Here is a 15759-nt window from a genome sequence, read left to right on the forward strand (position 1 = left end):
CATCCGCCTGGCCATGACACGCACTGACGGCGACGGACGGGATGAAGGACACTGTTCCCATGTCCAAGCCCGCGGTGGACGTCACCCCGCCACGTAGCGCGTGGGATCCTCCACCCCCGCCTCCGCAAAGCCCTTGCGGCGCAGCTGGCAGCTGTCGCAGCGGCCGCAGGCCAGGGGCCAGGCTCGACGCTGGTCGGGCTCGTCGGCCGAGGGGTCGTAGCAGCTGACGGTGTCGGCGTAGTTCACCCCCAGCTCCACGCCGCGGGCGATGATGCCGGACTTGGGCAGGTCGATGAGCGGAGTACGGATGCGCACCGCATCGCCCTCCCCTTCCACCCCCACCCGGGTGGCCAGGTTGGCCATGCGCGCGAACGCATCGATGAAGGCGGGGCGGCAGTCGGGATAGCCCGAGTAGTCGAGCGCGTTGACGCCGATCCAGATGTCGCGCGCTCCGAGGGTCTCGGCCCAGGCCAGGGCATACGAGAGGAACAAGGTGTTGCGCGCGGGCACGTAGGTCACCGGGATCTCCGAGGCGTGCTCGGCCGCAGCCCCTGCTCCGGATGGATCGCGATCCTTGGGGACCGACAGCGCGCTGCCCTCGACCAGGGCCGTGGCCGACGCGACCAGGCGACCGAGGTGCGACAGATCGACGAGCTCGTGGGCCCGGGCTCCGAAGCGCTCGGCCTGCCGCGCGGCGCACTGCAGCTCGAGCGCGTGGCGCTGACCGTAGCGAAAGCTCAGCGCGTACACGTCGTGCCCGGCCGCGCGCGCGATCGCGAGGACGGTGACGGAGTCGAGCCCACCGCTGAGCAAGACCACCGCCGGGCCGGTGGCGCCCTCGTCTCGTGCGTCGCTCATGGGCTCGGCCTGCGCTCGTGCGTCACTGGGCGCACAGCTCGTCGAAGCCGCTCGAGGCATCCGGGCAGCAGTAGAGATCGTACTGCTCGTTGCTGTAGCCCGGATTGCACTGACACGACGGCTGCCCGTCGGCATCGGGGAAGCAGACCCCCCGATCCTCGCCCCCGCAGAAGAACCCGTTGCACGGATCGATGGGGTCGTAGCAGAAGTTGCGATTGCGGTTGCAGGTGCCCGCCTCGCAGTGGCCGTCGGGTGCGAGGCACAGGCCACCGGGCAGCCCTGGTGGTGGATCCTTGTCGCGCTCGCCCCCGTGGTAGCAGGCGGGCCCCAGGCCCATGGCCAACCCCACGGCCAGGATCATGGATGGCAGCACGGTCGCCCCGCTGCCCCATCCGCGCCGATGGCCGCCGGGGCCAGCTCCGAGCCGTTCGTCGTTCGACACCTGAGCGAACACTATCTTCGAATCGCACGGGAGGAAAACCGACCCCTCACCGGCACCAGCCACGGCCAGGCGCACCAGGAGCAAGGCGCCCCACCGGAAATCTCGGGGGAGAAGCCAGCCGCCATTTCCTCGGCGGCCCGCCCGACCGGCAAGCGCCGCCCCCGGTTTGAAAAACGGCAGAGGCTCCGGTAGCTTGGCCCAGTGATGTCGAGTCCAGGCAGGGCGGGGCAACGTCGCGCGTCCGCGACGCTGGCGCTTGCGCTGGCCCTTGGGGTGGGGGTGGCCACGGTGCCGGTGTCGGCCCGCGCGGGCGTCACGCCGGCGCCGCTGCTGTTCAAGAAGACGAAGAAGAGCGGCGGGCTCACTCCCGAGGAGGCGGCCGAGCGCCGCGCCCCGGTCCAGCAGCAAGGCCAGCAGATGGTGAGCGCCGGCGAGCTGACCGCGGCGACCATCCTCTACGACGGCGCCGCACAGAACGAAGGCGACCCGGTGCTGTTCCTCGACGCCGCCGACGTGTACCTCGCGATGGCCAAGGAGGAGCGCGAGATCTCGTCGGCCGAGACCGCCAAGATGCGCGCCCAGACGGCGCAGGACGTCCTCTACTTCCACCTCGACTCGGCGTCCGATCCCGACTACCGACTGGTGGCCACCGAGGACGTGTCGGGGCTGCTCGCCCGTGCCAGCGCGCTCATCGACGACGCCGACGCCACGATCGCCGAGATCGAAGCCGAGCAAGACGCGGTGGTCGCCCCCGAGGCGGCGCCCAAGCGCAAGCAGGGCAACGGCCGTGGCCTGCGGATCGCGGGCGCCGGGTTCATCGGCCTGGGCGTGGCCGGCCTCGGCCTGGGCGCCGCCGGCATGGCCATCGGACGCATCAACCAAAAGCGGGTCGACGATCCCGCCGTCTACGGCACCGAGTTCGACGAGTTCGACGCCAAGGGCCGCCGCGGCAACCTGCTCGCCGGGGTCGGCCTCGCCGTGGGCGGCGTCGGCCTCGTCCTCGGCGTCACGCTGCTCGTGATCGGCAAGCGCCGTGGCAAGAACGCCGGCTCCGCCCCCCAAGAATCTCCCTCGGACGAGGAAGCCTCGGTGATGCTGTTGCCCACCGGGCGCGGCCTCGCCCTCACCGGTCGCTTCTAGACCCTTCCCCCCAACTCCTGCCAACCATCGCGGAGAGCCTCATGCCTGCCCTGCCAACCCTGCCCCGAACCTCCGTGTCCCGACCACTGCCGTGGGCGCTCGCCCTCGGGCTCGGCCTCGGGCTCGCCGTGGCCTCCCCGGGTCCGGCCGCCACCGCGGCCGTGCTCGCTGCCGGGATGGGTTGCAGCGACAGCAGCGGCCTGTGCGTCGACTCCGGCGGCGCGAGCTTCACCGCCGACAAGAAGAGCACCTCGAAGGATCGCAAGAAGCGGAGCACCAAGAACGCGGGCACGCTGTCGCTGTCGATCGACGGCGGCCGCGGCAGCGTGTTCCTCAACGGTCGCTACGTGGGTACGGCGCCGGTCTCGGGCGTGGAGCTGCCCTCGGGCAAGAACGACCTGCAAGTGCGCGACGGTGCCGACGTGCTCGCCACCGGCTTGCTCGACGTGCCCAAGGGCGCGGCGGTGTCGATCACCGTCAACGGCGGCTAGGGCCTCCCGGCGTGCGAGACCACGAGCGGGCCTCGGCACCGGGCCATCAGCTGTACTGGCAGCCATGCTGGCCGTTGCTGCTGGTGCTCGGCATGGCATGCGGGCGCTCGGTCGTCGAGCCCGAGGGCTCGCCCCCCGGGGCCGGCGCGGCACCTCGAGGGGCCGTGGTCGCGCGTGCGTCCCGGCCCGAGCCCGAGCCCGAGCCGCTGTCGCCCTCGGCGCTGGCTCGCATCACACCGCAGCGCCTGCACGCCCATGTGGAGCGCTTGGCCGACGATCGCTTGCGCGGCCGCCCCACCCCCTCGCCGCAGCTCGACGAGGCGGCCGACTACGTGCTCGAGCAAATGCGTGCCCAGGGCCTGCGCGCCCCGCAGCTCGCACCCGAGCACGTGCAGCGCTTCGAGTGCGGCGGGCCCGAGCACCCGGGCCTGGCCAGCAACGTGCTGGCGCTGCTGCCCGGGCGCGATCCCGAGCTCGCCGAGCAGACCGTGATGGTGACCGCCCACTACGACCACATCGGCGAGCGGGCGTTCGGAGAGGATCGCATCTTCAACGGAGCCAACGACGACGCGAGCGGAACGGCGGCCATGCTCGCCATCGCCGAGGCCCTGTCCGTCTCGCCCCGGCCGCCGCGGCGCAGCGTGCTGTTCGTGGCCTTCTGCGGCGAGGAGCGAGGCCTGCGAGGCTCGTACCACTACGCCGAGCACCCCGTGCGCCCGCTCGAGCAGGTGGTGGCCCACGTCAATCTCGAGATGCTGGGGCGAGCGTCACCCGAGGACCCCTCCAGCGGTGCCCTGGTCGCATGGCTGCCCGGCATGATGCGCAGCGAGCTCGGTGAGTGGCTCACCGCGGCCAACCCCGACGGCAAGGTCACCTTCCTCGATGGGTTCGCGATCGGAGCCGAGGAGGGCGCCGCGTTCGATCGCTCCGACAACTACCCGCTGGCGCGCCAGCACGTGGTGGCCCACACGGTGGCCGCCGGAACCATCGACGCTCTCTATCACTCGCCCGACGACGAAGCCGACCGACTCGACTACGAGCGCATGTCGGTGATCGTCCAGGCGGTGGCACGCGGGGTGTGGCGCCTGGCCGAGCACGAGGGTCAGCCGGGGTGGTTCGATCCCCCGCAGTGACGCGAGGCCGGCGAAGCCAGCGGGTCCTCGACCCGAGCGCACCGCGGCTTGCCCCGCTCCATCCATCCGCGCCAAGCTGTCCGGGATGCGGATGCTCGCCCGATTCGCGCTCTCGCTCCCGCTGCTCACCGCCCCGGCCTGCACGTCCGACGAGCCGCCGCAGACCGCCGACGACGCGTCGACCACCGCGACCACCGGCACCACCGGGACGACCACACCACCGATCACCACGACGAGCTCCGACGCCACCGGGGCCGATGCCAGCACGGCCGAGCCCGGCTCCTCGACCTCGGGCGGATCGTCCTCGAGCTCCGCCTCGGCCGAGACCGGCACCGCCTCCGATTCCACCGACACCACGGCATCCGACTCGACCGGAGAGGCCCCCGCCCTCGGCACGATCTCCGGCGAGTGCGGGCTCATCGACGCGCTGGAGCTCGACTCGCCCAGCGCCTTCACGTTCGAGAATGCGATCGACTTTCGCGATCTCGGCTTCGACTACGATCTGCTCACGCCCGAAGGCCAGGCCGTGTACGACGCGGGCAACCTCGGCGGCAGCTCGCTGCACTCCGAGGTGATCTCGTTCGAGGTGCTCGCCCGCTGCGAGGGCGCGCAGCTGCTCGCGACCGAGGGTGAGATCGTCTACACCGATCCCATGGGCACCAAGACCGACGTCTTGGTGGAGATCGACGGCCGCGTGGTGGGGGTGAGCGTCACGCGAGCGGTGGGCTTTCCGCCCGACGACCCCTACACCGAGATGCAAGCGGCCAACCTGCTCACGGACAAGCTCGAGGACATCCTGGCCAGCACCGCCAACGTGGCGCCCCGCGATGCGTGGGTCAAGCAGATCCTCCACGTGATCGCCTACGCCGACATGCACGCGCAGAGCCTGTTGGCCGCCTACGCCACCCTGCCGCCCGAGGTCACCGCCGACACGATCCTGCTGGTCACGGTGACCCACGGCAATGATGCGTTCGTGTATTGAGAATTCATGGTTGGGGCGCGCGCTGCTATCGTCGGCCGATGCGCCCTTGCTTGCTCCTGATCGTACCTTGTGCCCTGATCGCGATCGGCTGTGGCGACCCTCCCCCCGCGGGTGAGACCGAGACCGAGGCGAGCTCGGGCACCACCTTGGCCACGACCACCACGACCACCTCGGCCGACGACTCGACCACCATCGACCCGGGCACGACCAGCACCGGCGAGCCGGACCCGAGCTCCGGCACCACGGCCACCTCCGGCTCCGACTCCGGCTCCAGCACCGCGACGGACACCGACACCGACACCGACACGAGCGACGACCCCGACGACGACGCGGACGGTCACCCCGCCTCGGTCGATTGCGACGACACCGACCCCGACGTGCACCCCGGCGCCGTCGAGCGCTGCAATGGCATCGACGACGATTGCGACGCCACGACCCCCGAGGACGGCGTGGTCTCGGTCGACGGCCAGGGCAGCCATGCATCGATCTTCGCCGCGGTCGCAGCCTCGGTCCCGGGCTCGGAGGTCCGCGTGTGCGCGGGCACCTTCGTCGAGAACGTCGGCATTCCGCATGATCTATGGCTGGTGTCCCAGGAGGGCGCAGCCGTCACCACCATCGATGGAGGAGGAGCCGCCCCCACGCTGGTCGTGAGCGCAGGCGAGGTCGTGATCACCGGCTTCACCCTCACCGGGGGGCAGAGCAATGGCCTCGGCGGGGGGCTCAGCATCACGGGCACCGACCTGGTCACGGTGGAGCAGTGCACGATCACGGGCAACACCTCGAGCGATGGCGCCGGCGTCTACACCTACGTGGGGGCGCAGCTCGTGCTCGTCGACACGACCATCGCCGACAACATCGGAGGGATCGGAGGCGGCCTCGCCATGAATGGCAACGGCCTCACCGGCAGCCTCACCATGACCGGCTGCACCGTGGCCAACAACGTCTCCGACGAGCTCGGGGGCGGCATGGCGCTGTTCGACATCCCGCAGGTCACGATCGACTCGAGCAGCATCATCGACAACGACGGACTCGACGGTGCCGGGATCGGTACGGCCGGCTCGACGATCACGCTCACCGACACCACCGTGCAGCGCAACGTGGCCACCGGGAGCGGGGGTGGGCTGCTGCTCTACGCGGGCAGCGGCACGGTCACGGTGATCGACGGCGACTGGGGCACGGGGGTCGACGACAATGGACCGCAGGACGTGGCGATCCCGGGCGTGGGCGCCTTCGGAGGCTACGGCGCGGCGACCGGCTTCGTGTGCAATGCGATGGGCTGCGGCTGAGCCGTCGCTCGCTCGCCGCAACGAAGTCGCCACCCGGGCGGATCAGCGCGGTCGCCATCCCGGCGGCGGCTGAGCGAAGCGCTCGCGCTCGGACGCCCCCGGCCATGCATCGGGGCCCGGGTGCGGCCGGTGCACGATCACCGGCTCGATCTCGATCGGCACCCCACGCGCGGCGAGGCCACGCGCCGAGTCGTAGAACAGCTGCGTGGTGAAGTCGGGCCGCCGCGCGTTGGCGCGCGTGAAGCTCACCTCCCGCACCGCACTGGAGCGCTGCTCGCCGAATTCGGTGCCCAGCTCGTTGGCGGCTTCGTCACGGGGCGGCGACCAGCCCGAGCGACTCCCCGTGCGTCCAGGGGTCGAGGGCGCCTGGGTGGCACCCCCCGGCGCGGCTCGATCGGCCTTCTTGGACTTGGGCTGGGACTTGGGCTGGGACTTGGACGCGGGCGCGACCGCGTGGGGCCGGGCCACGCGCCGCGGCTGCTCCTTGAACACCGCCACCCCGATCACCCCCGCGTGCTGCGGCGTGCCCAGCCGCCCCGTGAAGCTGTCCTCCACGCTCGAGAATCGGAACGCCGCCACCTGCTGGAGCGAGGTGCGAAAGCCATCGATCACCACCGTGCCGAACGGCTCGAGCACGTAGCCCCGCTGGGTGGTGAAGTCTCCGAGCTTGCCCGAGACGGCATCGCGACCGTCGACGCTCACCACCACCTCGATGCGATCGGAGGAATTGTTGGTGACGCGGATCTCGTAGCGATCGCCTCGATCACCCGCCACGAACGTCTGGCCGCGGTGATGCACCGTGGGCAACGCGTGGCCATGGGCCGATTGCAGCGAGACCGAGACCGCGGGCATCACCACCGGCGGGGGTGGCCGCCAGCCCTGAGGACCGTGGGCCCGAGCGACGGGCTCGCCAACGGTCACGCCGGCGAAGCCGCACAGAGCGAGCAGGAGGGCGAAGGGAACTGCGCGTCGATGGCCCACCAGGCCCCGTACGCACCACGGCGCGGGCGCGGTCTGGTCTCGAGCGGTTCGCGGCCATGGTCGACGAGGGGGTGCTCACACGCGTAGCCGGACTTGCACCTGACCGCGCCCAAACGGCGCTCGCTGGCGCAGCAGCAGGCGCAAGAGCGGCCGCACTCGCAAGATCGCGCTCATCAGCCGCAGCATGAGCCAGCCGCGTGCCCGAAGCCCCCGGGCTCGTCTGGTCTGGAGCGCCTGGATCGCCGTGATCTCGGGCCGCCGCTCGGCCTCGATGGCACCAAGGACCGCGTCGAGCTCGGCGGGCGAACACCCCGGCTCGAGCAGCACGGGCACCAGGTGATTGGCGGCGATCACTGCATCGCGCAAGGCCATGTTGATCCCCTGCCCTCCGACCGGCGACATGGGATGGGCGGCATCACCGAGCAGCAGCACTCCGGGAGCCGACCAGGTCGGGGCCTGGCCACAGATCACGTCGAGCAGCACCGGATCGTGGAGCTGCTCGCGCGCGCGCTCGAGCATCTCCCACATGCCCTTGCTGACCCGCCCGTGCAACCAGCGGAGCTCGGGCAGATCGCCGCTGCGACGCAGATCCGAGAACACGCCCTTGCGGATGATCACGCCGATCTGGTGGCCCCCCGCGGGGGCCGGGAACACCGACGCGAACCCTCCCTCGGGCAGGTACTCCACGTAGGCCTGGTCGGGAACCACCAGCGGCCCCTCGAGCCGGGCGCGCGCCCACACCACGTCGAAGCTCTGCTCGACCTGGTCGATCTCGATTCCCAGGCGCTTGCGCACGATCGAGTGCCGACCGTCGGTGGCGATCACCAGGGCCGCACGCAGCTCCTCGCCGCCGTCGAGGCGCACCCCTCGGACGCGACCGCCGTCGTCGCGCAGCAACCCCCGCACGCCCACGCCCATGCGCAGGTGAAAGCTCGGGTGCTCGGCCGCCCTTGCGCAGAGCATGCGCAGGAGCGCGGGCTGAGCGATGAGCCGGATCCCGGGACCACCGTCCTCGAGCGCGGGCACCTCGACGATCCGCAGCGGGCCGTCGCGGCCACGGCGAAAGCCGAACACGGTGCGCCGCAGCCTGGTCTGCGGCAGCGCGGCCACGTCGTCGCATAGGCCCATCTGCTCGAGGCACACGAGGCCGCTGGGCTGCACGCCCTCGCCCCGAAACTCGCGCTCGAGATCGGCGTGGCGCTCGATCAGCACGGTGTCGATGCCGCGGCGCGCCAGCAAGAGTGCCAGGGACGCCCCGGCGGGACCGGCTCCGACCACGATCACGCGGGCCGCATCGGCTCGAGGGGATCGCTCGATCATCGCTTGCTCCTCTTCTCGTGGCTGGCCTTGCTGGCCTTGACCGTGCGCTTGCCCGCCTTGCCCGAGGCCGGGCCTGGCCTGCCCGCGCGCGTCTCGGCCCGTAGCTCCTCGAGCGCCGCGCGCATCACCGCCTGCAAGCGGACGTAGCCGTGGCGGAGCCCGGCGAGCCGGGCGCGCCGCTCGTCGGACGCGTGCTCGAGCAACGCCAGGCCCTCGTCGGCCAGCGCCACGCAGCGATCGATGACCCGCAGGCGGCGGGCCATCAGCTCGGGCCAGGCGTCGATGGCGACGCGGTAGTAGCTGCGACGATCGCCCGGCAAAGTGATGCGCTCGACCATCCCCCGCAGCTCGAGCTGGCGCAGCTCGGTGCTCACCGATGCCTTGCTCACCCCCAGCCCCTGCACCAGCTCGGCCTGGGTCTGGTGGGGCGGGTCACACAACATCAGCCACCCCACCACGCGACCCGCGATGCGCGTGGAGCCGCCGTCCTCGAACAAGCGGCCGAAGGCCTCACACAGCTGCAGCTCCGCCTCGGACAGCACGGTGTGGAGCATGGCCGTTCGGTTCGTTCAGTCAATACCGAACTAACTGATCATGCTGATTTCGACGATCCAGAGCCGTCTTGGGGCCCTGGCGCCCCGTGCCGAGACGAGCCCGCGATTGCCGCGCGTCGAGCCAGCGCCGGCGGGGCGCCTGCGCTACCGTGCCGGGTGACCCATGCCCACCCGTACCGTGCACCATGGCGACGGCGTGCAGTGGCTGCATCGGGCCGAGCTGGGGCCCGAGCATGCGCTGGTGACCTCGCTGCCCGACGTCTCCGAGCTGCCCGCGCTGGGGCTGCCGGCCTGGCGCACGTGGTTTCTCGAGACCGCCACGCTCGTGTGCAGTCGCGTCGATCCGCGGGCGGTCGCGGTCTTCTATCAGACCGACATCAAGCACGACGGGCGATGGATCGACAAGGCGAGCCTGGTGCAGCGTGCGGCCGAGGACGCGGGGCTGTCTTGCCTGTGGCACAAGATCGTCTGCCGCGTCGCACCGGGTCACACCACCTTCGGGCGGCCGGCCTATGGACACTGGCTGGCGTTCTCGAAGGAGCTGCGGCTACCCGCGAGCGCATCGACGCCCGACGTGCTGCCGCTGCTCGGTGGGATGACCTGGGCCCGCGCCATGCCGATGAGCGCCGCGGCTGCAACGTGCCGGTTCCTCGTCGAGCACACGACCTGTCGCGTGGTGGTCGATCCGTTCTGCGGGCACGGGACGATCCTGGCCGTCGCCAATGCGCAGGGGCTCGATGGGATCGGCGTGGAGCTGTCGAGCAAGCGCGTGCGCAAGGCCCAGCGGCTCGTGCTCGACGCCTGAGCCGCTCGAGGCTCCGCGCGTCCGATGTCCCGTCGCATGCGCGAGCTCGACACGGCCGGTGGCCGGTGGCCGGTGGTGGCCCGCTCAGCCGCGGATCCCCTCGAGCTCCAGCACCTCGAGCTGCGGCAACGAGCGCAGCCGCGCCACGCCTGCGGCGGACACCACCGTGTAGGCCAGGTTGAGCCGTCGCAGACTCCGAAGCTCCACCAGGGTGTCGATCGCGGCGTCGGTCACCAGCGTGCGATCGAGCCGCAGCGTCTCCAGCTGCTGGAGCTTGCGCAGGTGCGCCACGCCTTCGTCGACCAGATCGGTCGATTGCAGCGACAGCTCTTGCAGCGTGACGAGCTCGCCGATGTGCTGAAGTCCGCGGTTGGTCACGCGCGTGTGGTCGAGGTGCAGCGTGCGGAGCTGCGACAGACCGGCCAGGCCCTCGAGCCCCTCGTCGGAGATCTGCGTGCCCCCAAGGTCCAGCCACTGCAGCCGCGTCAGCTTGCCGAGCTGTGTCCCAATGCGATCGTCGATCTCGGGATGGGAGAGCCGCAGCGTCTTCAGCGTCACCAGCCCTCCCAGCCCCTTCATGCTGGGGTCCTCGATCGCCCCGGAGAGCTCGAGCAGCTCGAGCTTGGAGAGCATCGTCAGGTGCTCGAGCCCTTCCTCCCCGATGTCGCGGTCGAGCAGCACCAGCTCGCGCAAGTAGGCCAGCTCGGTGAGCGGCTCGAGGCCGGGGCCGGTCACGTCGGTCTCGTGCAGCTCGAGCCGGGTGATGCCCTTGGAGTGCCGCAGCGATCGCAAGCCTCCGTCGCCGAGCTTGCTGCACGTGCACGAGAAGCGCTCGACCGGAAGATCGCGGAAGTAGAGCGGGCTGTTGTCGTTGAACGTGGGGCCCTCGAAGGTCACGTCGCGCAGCTGCAGCAGGGTCTTGATCTGGTTGAGCGAGAAATTGCCCACCCTGGTGTTGCGCAGCTCCAGCACCTGCAGCGCGGCCGCCCGCGAGAGCGTGAGCATCGCCTTGTGTCCCGCCCACTCACCGGAGAGCTCCACCCGGGTCAGCGACGCGGGCCACAGGTCGAGCATCAGCGCCACGTCGCTGTCGGGCTGTAGATCGCGGAGCACCAGGTGGCGCAGGCGAAGCGCTCGCAGCGGCTGCATGGGATCGGCTCCGGCATCCACCCGCGTCAGCACCAGGGTGTGAAGCCCGCGAAGACCGGCGAGGTTGCCGATGGTCACGCCGTCGAGCACCAGGTCGGCCAGCTCGAGGGTGTCGATGCGAGTGCCGAACGCCGAGAGCCCGGCATGCACTGCACCCTGGCACCCCGAGATCCTCAGCTTGCGAAGGGCCGGGGTCTTGGTGGCCAGCGCGACCAGGTCGAGCCGCGTGCACGTGGTCGCGGGGTCGATCTCGTCGAGGAAGCCGACCTGGTCGGCGGGCGACATCGCCAGGTCGAGGAATCGCACCTGGGACAGATCGACGTGGTCGAGTTGATCGGCGTGGTGGACGACCACCCGGGTTGGATCGTCCGACACGGTCCTCGGCAACGGGACCGGAGACGAGGTCCCTTGCACCGGGGGCGGCGGCGGCGTGGGGTCGTCCTTGCAGCCGGCCCACGACAGCAGCGCCAGGGCAGCCAAGCACGCGCGACGGATCACGGAGGCCGTTCTTAGCAGCCCTGGACGGAGGGTCGTGGACGTCCCGTGCGGGAGGACTGGATCGGAGCGAATCGGGTGCAATTGGCGCAGTCGCGACGCCAGCGGCGCCTGCGGAATTTGCGTGACTCGGACCCCCGGGGAGGGCGGGACCTCCGCGCTCCCCTGGATAATGGCGTTCTCGGGCCTCTACTGGACGAGGACGGCCGAGCGTGTCACACGCAAGGCAGTCCGTCGCGAAGCCCGCAGCGTGATTGACGCGTCTGGTTCGGTTTTGTAAAAAAGGGTGCGTGGTCGCCGAACGTCGGCGAAGGGCAACCACATCTGCCGGGGGATCAGGTCTTCGAAATGGTGATGAACAAGATTGAGCGCGTCCTGCGTCACGACGGGATCGTGGCGGTACTCGACCAGACTGCGGAGCAGGCGCAGGGCGGCGGTGAGCCGTCGTGGGTCGGGGACGAGAAGTGGAAACCGATCGTGCTCGAAGCGGTCAAGCTGCGGCAGATCGCCAACGAGCCGTCCGTGCGCGTGCTGGTGGGTGACCACGCAGTGCTCGTCTCGGGCGACGAGAAGCACGTGGTCGGGGTCGTCTTCATCAAGGGCCATCCGGTGGTCAAGTCGGTGGTCCGCATGGTTCGCCAGTTGCTTCGCCAGCCCAGCGGTGGCGGCGGCGCCCCAACGGCGGCGCAAGGTCTGTAGCGGGGCAGACGCCGAGCTCGTCTCGTCGTCACGCCGGTCGCGCTCTGCTCGCCCGACTGCGAGCATCGAGCCGACCGGCGTCGTTCATCGTGGCGCTCCGCTTCGCAGGCCCCGCCGCAGCGTCGTGGGAGCGGAAAATCAGGCGAAGCGGCCGTAGCGCTCGGCACCGCTTTGGGCGAGCATGGCGGTCCGTGACCACGCGACCGCTCCTCTGTCTCGTTGCCACCGCGCTCCTGCTGGGCCCTTCGTGCAAGGGGGACGACCCTCCACCACCCCCGCCGGATCCCGTGTGTGGCAACGGCCTGCTCGAGGCTGGTGAGACCTGCGAGGGCTTGCCGCCGCCGATGGGCTGCGACATGGCGACCTGCACGGTCGACCCCGAGTGGGGCTGCACGCCCGAGGTGCCCGTGCCGAGCGGCGGCGACGAGAGCGGGGGCGAGCCGGTGGAGCCGATGGAGTGGATGAGCACCTGCGAGCTGCTCGACACCTGCGGCGACGGTGTGATCGATCCCGAGGAGGAGTGCGACGACGGCGACATGATGGTGGCCGACGGCTGCTCGGGTTGTCGCATCGATCCGCTCTACACGTGCACCGGACAGCCGAGCGATTGCTACAAGTGCGGCGACGGCTTCATCAACCCGGGCGAGGAGTGCGACTCGGGCGAGGACCTGGGCAACCCGAGCCCCGGCTGCTCGCCCGTCTGCAAGGTCGAGCCGGGCTGGATGTGCTTTGGCGAGCCCACGCTGTGCGGCCCGCTCTGTGGTGACGGCATGTGGCTCGACACCACGATCCCCGAGGTGACCGTGGGCTTTGCCGAGGGCTGCGACGACGGCAACCTCGTCAACGGCGACGGCTGCGACAGCAGCTGCGAGGTGGAGGACGATTGCGAGTGCATCGGCATGCCGCCAGGGATCAGCACCTGCGCCTGCGGGCTGGGGACCAGCACGAGCGACAGCAGCGGCAGCAGCGGCAGCAGCTCCGGTTCCAGCTCGGGCACGGACACGGGCACCGGCACCAGCACCGGCGGCACCACGATGGGCTGAGCGAGACGACGAACGAGGAGCAACCCGCCGTGCCATCCGACGACGAGGGTGAGACGCCCGACTGGATCCTGCTCGAGCGCTGGCAGCAGGGTCGACGCGACGCCGGCGAGGAGCTGATGCGGCGCTACCTGGGCCTGCTCACCCGGTTCTTCCACAACAAGGTCTCCGATTCCCAGGACGTGGCCGATCTGGTGAGCGAGACGCTGCTGGCCTGCACGCGTGGACACGAGGGCATTCGCTCGAGCAAGAGCTTTCGCAGCTACGTGTTCGGCGTGGCGCTGAACCAGCTGCGCCGCTACTACACCAAGCAGCACAAGCGAGAGATCGAGCGCGACGACTTCGAGCAGTGCTGTGTCAGCTACCTCGACTCGGTCAAGTCGACGGGCACGGTGATGCACCAGCAGCACCAGCAGAGCCTGATGGTGCAGGGACTGCGCTCGCTGCCGCTGAGCTACCAGGTGGTGCTCGAGCTGTCGCTGTTCGAGGAGATGAGCGGGCGGGAGATCGGCGAGCTGCTCGATCTGCCCACCGCCACCGTGCACACGCGGCTGCGACGGGGCAAGGAGCAGCTCGCGCTCGCGGTGGAACGGCTCGCGCAGAACCCCGAGCAGTACAACTCCACGATCACCGACCTCGAGGGCTGGGCCAGGCAGCTGCGGGCACGGGTCGAGGGCGAAGAGTCGGACGGGAGCAGCAGCTAGGGCGCGCGCTCCCTACTCGTCCCCATCCAGATCGAGCAGGTGGCCCGACCGCCGTCGCTTCGTGTCGAGGTAGCGCCGATTCTCCTCCCGCACCCCCACCTGCAACGGAACCCGCCGCACCACCTCGATCCCCATCTCTCGCAGCCCCTCGACCTTCTTGGGATTGTTGGTGTGCAGCTCGATCGACCCCACTCCCAACGCTTCGATCATCCCCGCCGCCAGATCATACCGCCGCAGATCGTCATCGAACCCCAGGTGTCGGTTCGCGTCCACCGTGTCGAGTCCTTCGTCTTGCAGCGCATACGCCCGGATCTTGTTGGCGATCCCGATCCCACGCCCCTCTTGCCGCAGGTACAGCAGGATTCCCCGCTCCGCCCCCGCGATCCGCCGCATTGCCTCGTGCAGCTGATCCCCGCAGTCGCACCGCGTCGACCCCAGCACGTCGCCCGTGAGGCACTCGCTGTGCATCCGCACCGGCACCTCCGTCCACCCCCTCACGTCCCCCCGCACGATCGCCACGTCGTCGAGCCGCCGCCCGCCGTCGATCTCGAACGCCACGATCCGAAACTCCCCGAACTTCGTGGGCAGCTTCGCCTCGGTCGTCACGATGACCAGCGGCGGACTTCGATCCACCACGGTCAGCGAGGCATTGAACGGCGGAATGCGCATGGGACCCTCGCGCTCACCGGGCAGCCCGCGTGGCGTCGACGATGTCCTGGTAGAGCTTGTTGCTCGACTCCACCCCTTGCTCGATGCTCTCCACCACCAGCGTCAGTAGCTGGTCCTGATCGAGCCGCAGCACGTCGTAGTAGCGCTGCCGATCGATCGCATGGATGGTGCCTGGCCAGTAGCCCTCGTTGCACAGGATGTGGTTCATCGCCAGCCGCGCCACCCGCCCGCTGATCTCCGGCCACGGGAAGATGCGGATCACCTCGCGGTGCACCTCGACCGCCAGCTCGATGGGATGCGCCCGCTTGCACTCGTCGGTGCGAAACCAGTCGGTCAGCTTGCGCATGCGGTAGCTGATCTTGTCGGCCGGTGCGAGGTCGTGGAAGTACATCCGGTGGATCGGATTGTCCTTGCGGTACTGGATCTGATCCTTCTTGTCGACCGGCAGCAGCAGGTGGTGCAGCTTCTTGAGCCAGTCGAGGTTGAGGGTCAGCCGCTTGCCGCGCGACTCCAGCACGTAGCGAATGCCGTCGCGCATCGCGATCACGTGGTTGTAGGCGGGGATGAGGCTGGGCGAGCTGATGATCTCGTCGTCGATCGCGGCCTTGATCTCCGCGATCTGGAGGACCGTGCCCTCCAGCGCGAAGTCATGGTAGATCCACGACATCAAGAAGCGCTCGTCGAAGCTCTCGCGCTGGGTCGGCGCGAGCATTCCGAGCTTCTCCCAGAGCAGCTCCGAGGCCTCGTGGAGCTGGCGATAGTTCCTGCTACGGGGCGGAATCATCGATTGGTCTCGGCTCCCATGGGCATGGCGAATTTGGAGCGGGTTGAGGGCGGGGCCACCCCCGAGGCGCCCCCCGGGGATCAGGACGCGCACGCTACTGACTCGCCCCGGCCGGGTCAACCTTGGATCGCGTAACCTCACGGGATCCAAGCGGAAATTCGACACGGCGGCGCTCGGCGATCCTGGCAGGAAATTTGACGCCAGACCCGAAAGATGGGCACGTCGGG

General features: G+C 70.0%; 17 protein-coding genes. 9 read left to right on the top strand and 8 right to left on the bottom strand.

Annotated elements, in window-relative coordinates; genetic code table 11:
• Positions 1 to 81 precede the first annotated feature (81 nt).
• Entirely contained in the window at positions 82 to 858 is a 777-nt protein-coding gene (gene queC / locus OEB96_RS43555) for a 7-cyano-7-deazaguanine synthase QueC (RefSeq protein ID WP_266222900.1), read from the bottom strand.
• 22 nt (positions 859 to 880) lie between these two features.
• Complete coding sequence (locus OEB96_RS43560) at positions 881 to 1219, bottom strand: hypothetical protein (RefSeq protein WP_266222901.1); 339 nt, start codon at positions 1217 to 1219, stop codon at positions 881 to 883.
• 285 nt (positions 1220 to 1504) lie between these two features.
• Between OEB96_RS43560 and OEB96_RS43565 the strand changes: the two genes are divergently transcribed.
• The 5 genes from OEB96_RS43565 to OEB96_RS43585 all read left to right on the top strand — a co-directional run bounded on the left by OEB96_RS43565 (position 1505) and on the right by OEB96_RS43585 (position 6332).
• The gene (locus OEB96_RS43565; RefSeq protein ID WP_266222902.1) at positions 1505 to 2440 is read left to right on the top strand and encodes a hypothetical protein; all 936 of its coding nucleotides are present in this window, start codon (positions 1505 to 1507) and stop codon (positions 2438 to 2440) included.
• A 74-nt stretch (positions 2441 to 2514) separates the two neighbouring features.
• Positions 2515 to 2931, top strand: a complete 417-nt coding sequence (locus OEB96_RS43570; protein ID WP_266222903.1) for a peptidase associated/transthyretin-like domain-containing protein — start codon at positions 2515 to 2517, stop codon at positions 2929 to 2931.
• A gap of 11 nt (positions 2932 to 2942) precedes the next feature.
• Entirely contained in the window at positions 2943 to 4064 is a 1122-nt protein-coding gene (locus OEB96_RS43575) for a M28 family metallopeptidase (protein ID WP_266222904.1), read from the top strand.
• A 91-nt stretch (positions 4065 to 4155) separates the two neighbouring features.
• Positions 4156 to 5046, top strand: a complete 891-nt coding sequence (locus OEB96_RS43580; protein ID WP_266222905.1) for a hypothetical protein — start codon at positions 4156 to 4158, stop codon at positions 5044 to 5046.
• Between the two features lie 38 nt (positions 5047 to 5084).
• Positions 5085 to 6332 (top strand): right-handed parallel beta-helix repeat-containing protein, encoded by a 1248-nt coding sequence (locus OEB96_RS43585; protein ID WP_266222906.1) that lies wholly within the window; start codon positions 5085 to 5087, stop codon positions 6330 to 6332.
• 42 nt (positions 6333 to 6374) lie between these two features.
• On the opposite strand, the gene OEB96_RS43590 is transcribed toward OEB96_RS43585, so the two are convergent.
• The 3 genes from OEB96_RS43590 to OEB96_RS43600 all read right to left on the bottom strand — a co-directional run bounded on the left by OEB96_RS43590 (position 6375) and on the right by OEB96_RS43600 (position 9187).
• Positions 6375 to 7313, bottom strand: coding sequence for a hypothetical protein (locus tag OEB96_RS43590; RefSeq protein ID WP_266222907.1), 939 nt, complete (start codon positions 7311 to 7313; stop codon positions 6375 to 6377).
• 75 nt (positions 7314 to 7388) lie between these two features.
• Positions 7389 to 8633, bottom strand: coding sequence for an FAD-dependent oxidoreductase (locus OEB96_RS43595; protein ID WP_266222908.1), 1245 nt, complete (start codon positions 8631 to 8633; stop codon positions 7389 to 7391).
• The gene (locus OEB96_RS43600; protein WP_266222909.1) at positions 8630 to 9187 is read right to left on the bottom strand and encodes a GbsR/MarR family transcriptional regulator; all 558 of its coding nucleotides are present in this window, start codon (positions 9185 to 9187) and stop codon (positions 8630 to 8632) included. The genes OEB96_RS43595 and OEB96_RS43600 overlap by 4 nt, the downstream gene beginning before the upstream one ends.
• A gap of 163 nt (positions 9188 to 9350) precedes the next feature.
• Between OEB96_RS43600 and OEB96_RS43605 the strand changes: the two genes are divergently transcribed.
• Complete coding sequence (locus OEB96_RS43605) at positions 9351 to 9992, top strand: DNA methyltransferase (protein WP_266222910.1); 642 nt, start codon at positions 9351 to 9353, stop codon at positions 9990 to 9992.
• Positions 9993 to 10076: 84 nt separating this feature from the next.
• Here the strand turns inward: OEB96_RS43605 and OEB96_RS43610 are convergent, their stop codons facing one another.
• The gene (locus OEB96_RS43610) at positions 10077 to 11639 is read right to left on the bottom strand and encodes a leucine-rich repeat domain-containing protein (protein ID WP_266222911.1); all 1563 of its coding nucleotides are present in this window, start codon (positions 11637 to 11639) and stop codon (positions 10077 to 10079) included.
• A gap of 351 nt (positions 11640 to 11990) precedes the next feature.
• On the opposite strand from OEB96_RS43610, the gene OEB96_RS43615 reads away from it, so the two are divergent.
• The 3 genes from OEB96_RS43615 to OEB96_RS43625 all read left to right on the top strand — a co-directional run bounded on the left by OEB96_RS43615 (position 11991) and on the right by OEB96_RS43625 (position 14079).
• Positions 11991 to 12335 (top strand): hypothetical protein, encoded by a 345-nt coding sequence (locus OEB96_RS43615; protein WP_266222912.1) that lies wholly within the window; start codon positions 11991 to 11993, stop codon positions 12333 to 12335.
• Between the two features lie 191 nt (positions 12336 to 12526).
• Positions 12527 to 13378, top strand: a complete 852-nt coding sequence (locus tag OEB96_RS43620) for a DUF4215 domain-containing protein (RefSeq protein WP_266222913.1) — start codon at positions 12527 to 12529, stop codon at positions 13376 to 13378.
• 29 nt (positions 13379 to 13407) lie between these two features.
• Positions 13408 to 14079 carry an RNA polymerase sigma factor gene (locus tag OEB96_RS43625; RefSeq protein WP_266222914.1) on the top strand — a complete coding sequence of 224 codons (672 nt, stop codon included), beginning with the start codon at positions 13408 to 13410 and terminating at the stop codon, positions 14077 to 14079.
• A gap of 12 nt (positions 14080 to 14091) precedes the next feature.
• Here the strand turns inward: OEB96_RS43625 and ribA are convergent, their stop codons facing one another.
• Positions 14092 to 14748, bottom strand: coding sequence for a GTP cyclohydrolase II (gene ribA, locus OEB96_RS43630; RefSeq protein WP_266222915.1), 657 nt, complete (start codon positions 14746 to 14748; stop codon positions 14092 to 14094).
• Positions 14749 to 14761: 13 nt separating this feature from the next.
• On the bottom strand, positions 14762 to 15532 hold the full coding sequence (locus tag OEB96_RS43635; RefSeq protein ID WP_266222916.1) for a Fic family protein: 771 nt from the start codon (positions 15530 to 15532) through the stop codon (positions 14762 to 14764).
• Between the last annotated feature and the right edge of the window lie 227 nt (positions 15533 to 15759).

The sequence above is a fragment of the Paraliomyxa miuraensis genome, assembly GCF_026337845.1.
In the GTDB taxonomy this organism is placed as follows: Bacteria; Myxococcota_A; Polyangia; order Nannocystales; family Nannocystaceae; genus Paraliomyxa; species Paraliomyxa miuraensis.

Excerpts from the sequence above, each read along its gene's own strand:
- queC (WP_266222900.1), bottom strand. The coding sequence starts at position 858 with ATGAGCGACGCACGAGACGAGGGCGCCACCGGCCCGGCGGTGGTCTTG.
- OEB96_RS43560 (WP_266222901.1), bottom strand. The coding sequence starts at position 1,219 with ATGATCCTGGCCGTGGGGTTGGCCATGGGCCTGGGGCCCGCCTGCTAC.
- OEB96_RS43565 (WP_266222902.1), top strand. The coding sequence starts at position 1,505 with ATGTCGAGTCCAGGCAGGGCGGGGCAACGTCGCGCGTCCGCGACGCTG.
- OEB96_RS43580 (WP_266222905.1), top strand. The coding sequence starts at position 4,156 with ATGCTCGCCCGATTCGCGCTCTCGCTCCCGCTGCTCACCGCCCCGGCC.
- OEB96_RS43585 (WP_266222906.1), top strand. The coding sequence starts at position 5,085 with ATGCGCCCTTGCTTGCTCCTGATCGTACCTTGTGCCCTGATCGCGATC.
- OEB96_RS43595 (WP_266222908.1), bottom strand. The coding sequence starts at position 8,633 with ATGATCGAGCGATCCCCTCGAGCCGATGCGGCCCGCGTGATCGTGGTC.
- OEB96_RS43600 (WP_266222909.1), bottom strand. The coding sequence starts at position 9,187 with ATGCTCCACACCGTGCTGTCCGAGGCGGAGCTGCAGCTGTGTGAGGCC.
- OEB96_RS43605 (WP_266222910.1), top strand. The coding sequence starts at position 9,351 with ATGCCCACCCGTACCGTGCACCATGGCGACGGCGTGCAGTGGCTGCAT.
- OEB96_RS43615 (WP_266222912.1), top strand. The coding sequence starts at position 11,991 with ATGAACAAGATTGAGCGCGTCCTGCGTCACGACGGGATCGTGGCGGTA.
- ribA (WP_266222915.1), bottom strand. The coding sequence starts at position 14,748 with ATGCGCATTCCGCCGTTCAATGCCTCGCTGACCGTGGTGGATCGAAGT.
- OEB96_RS43635 (WP_266222916.1), bottom strand. The coding sequence starts at position 15,532 with ATGATTCCGCCCCGTAGCAGGAACTATCGCCAGCTCCACGAGGCCTCG.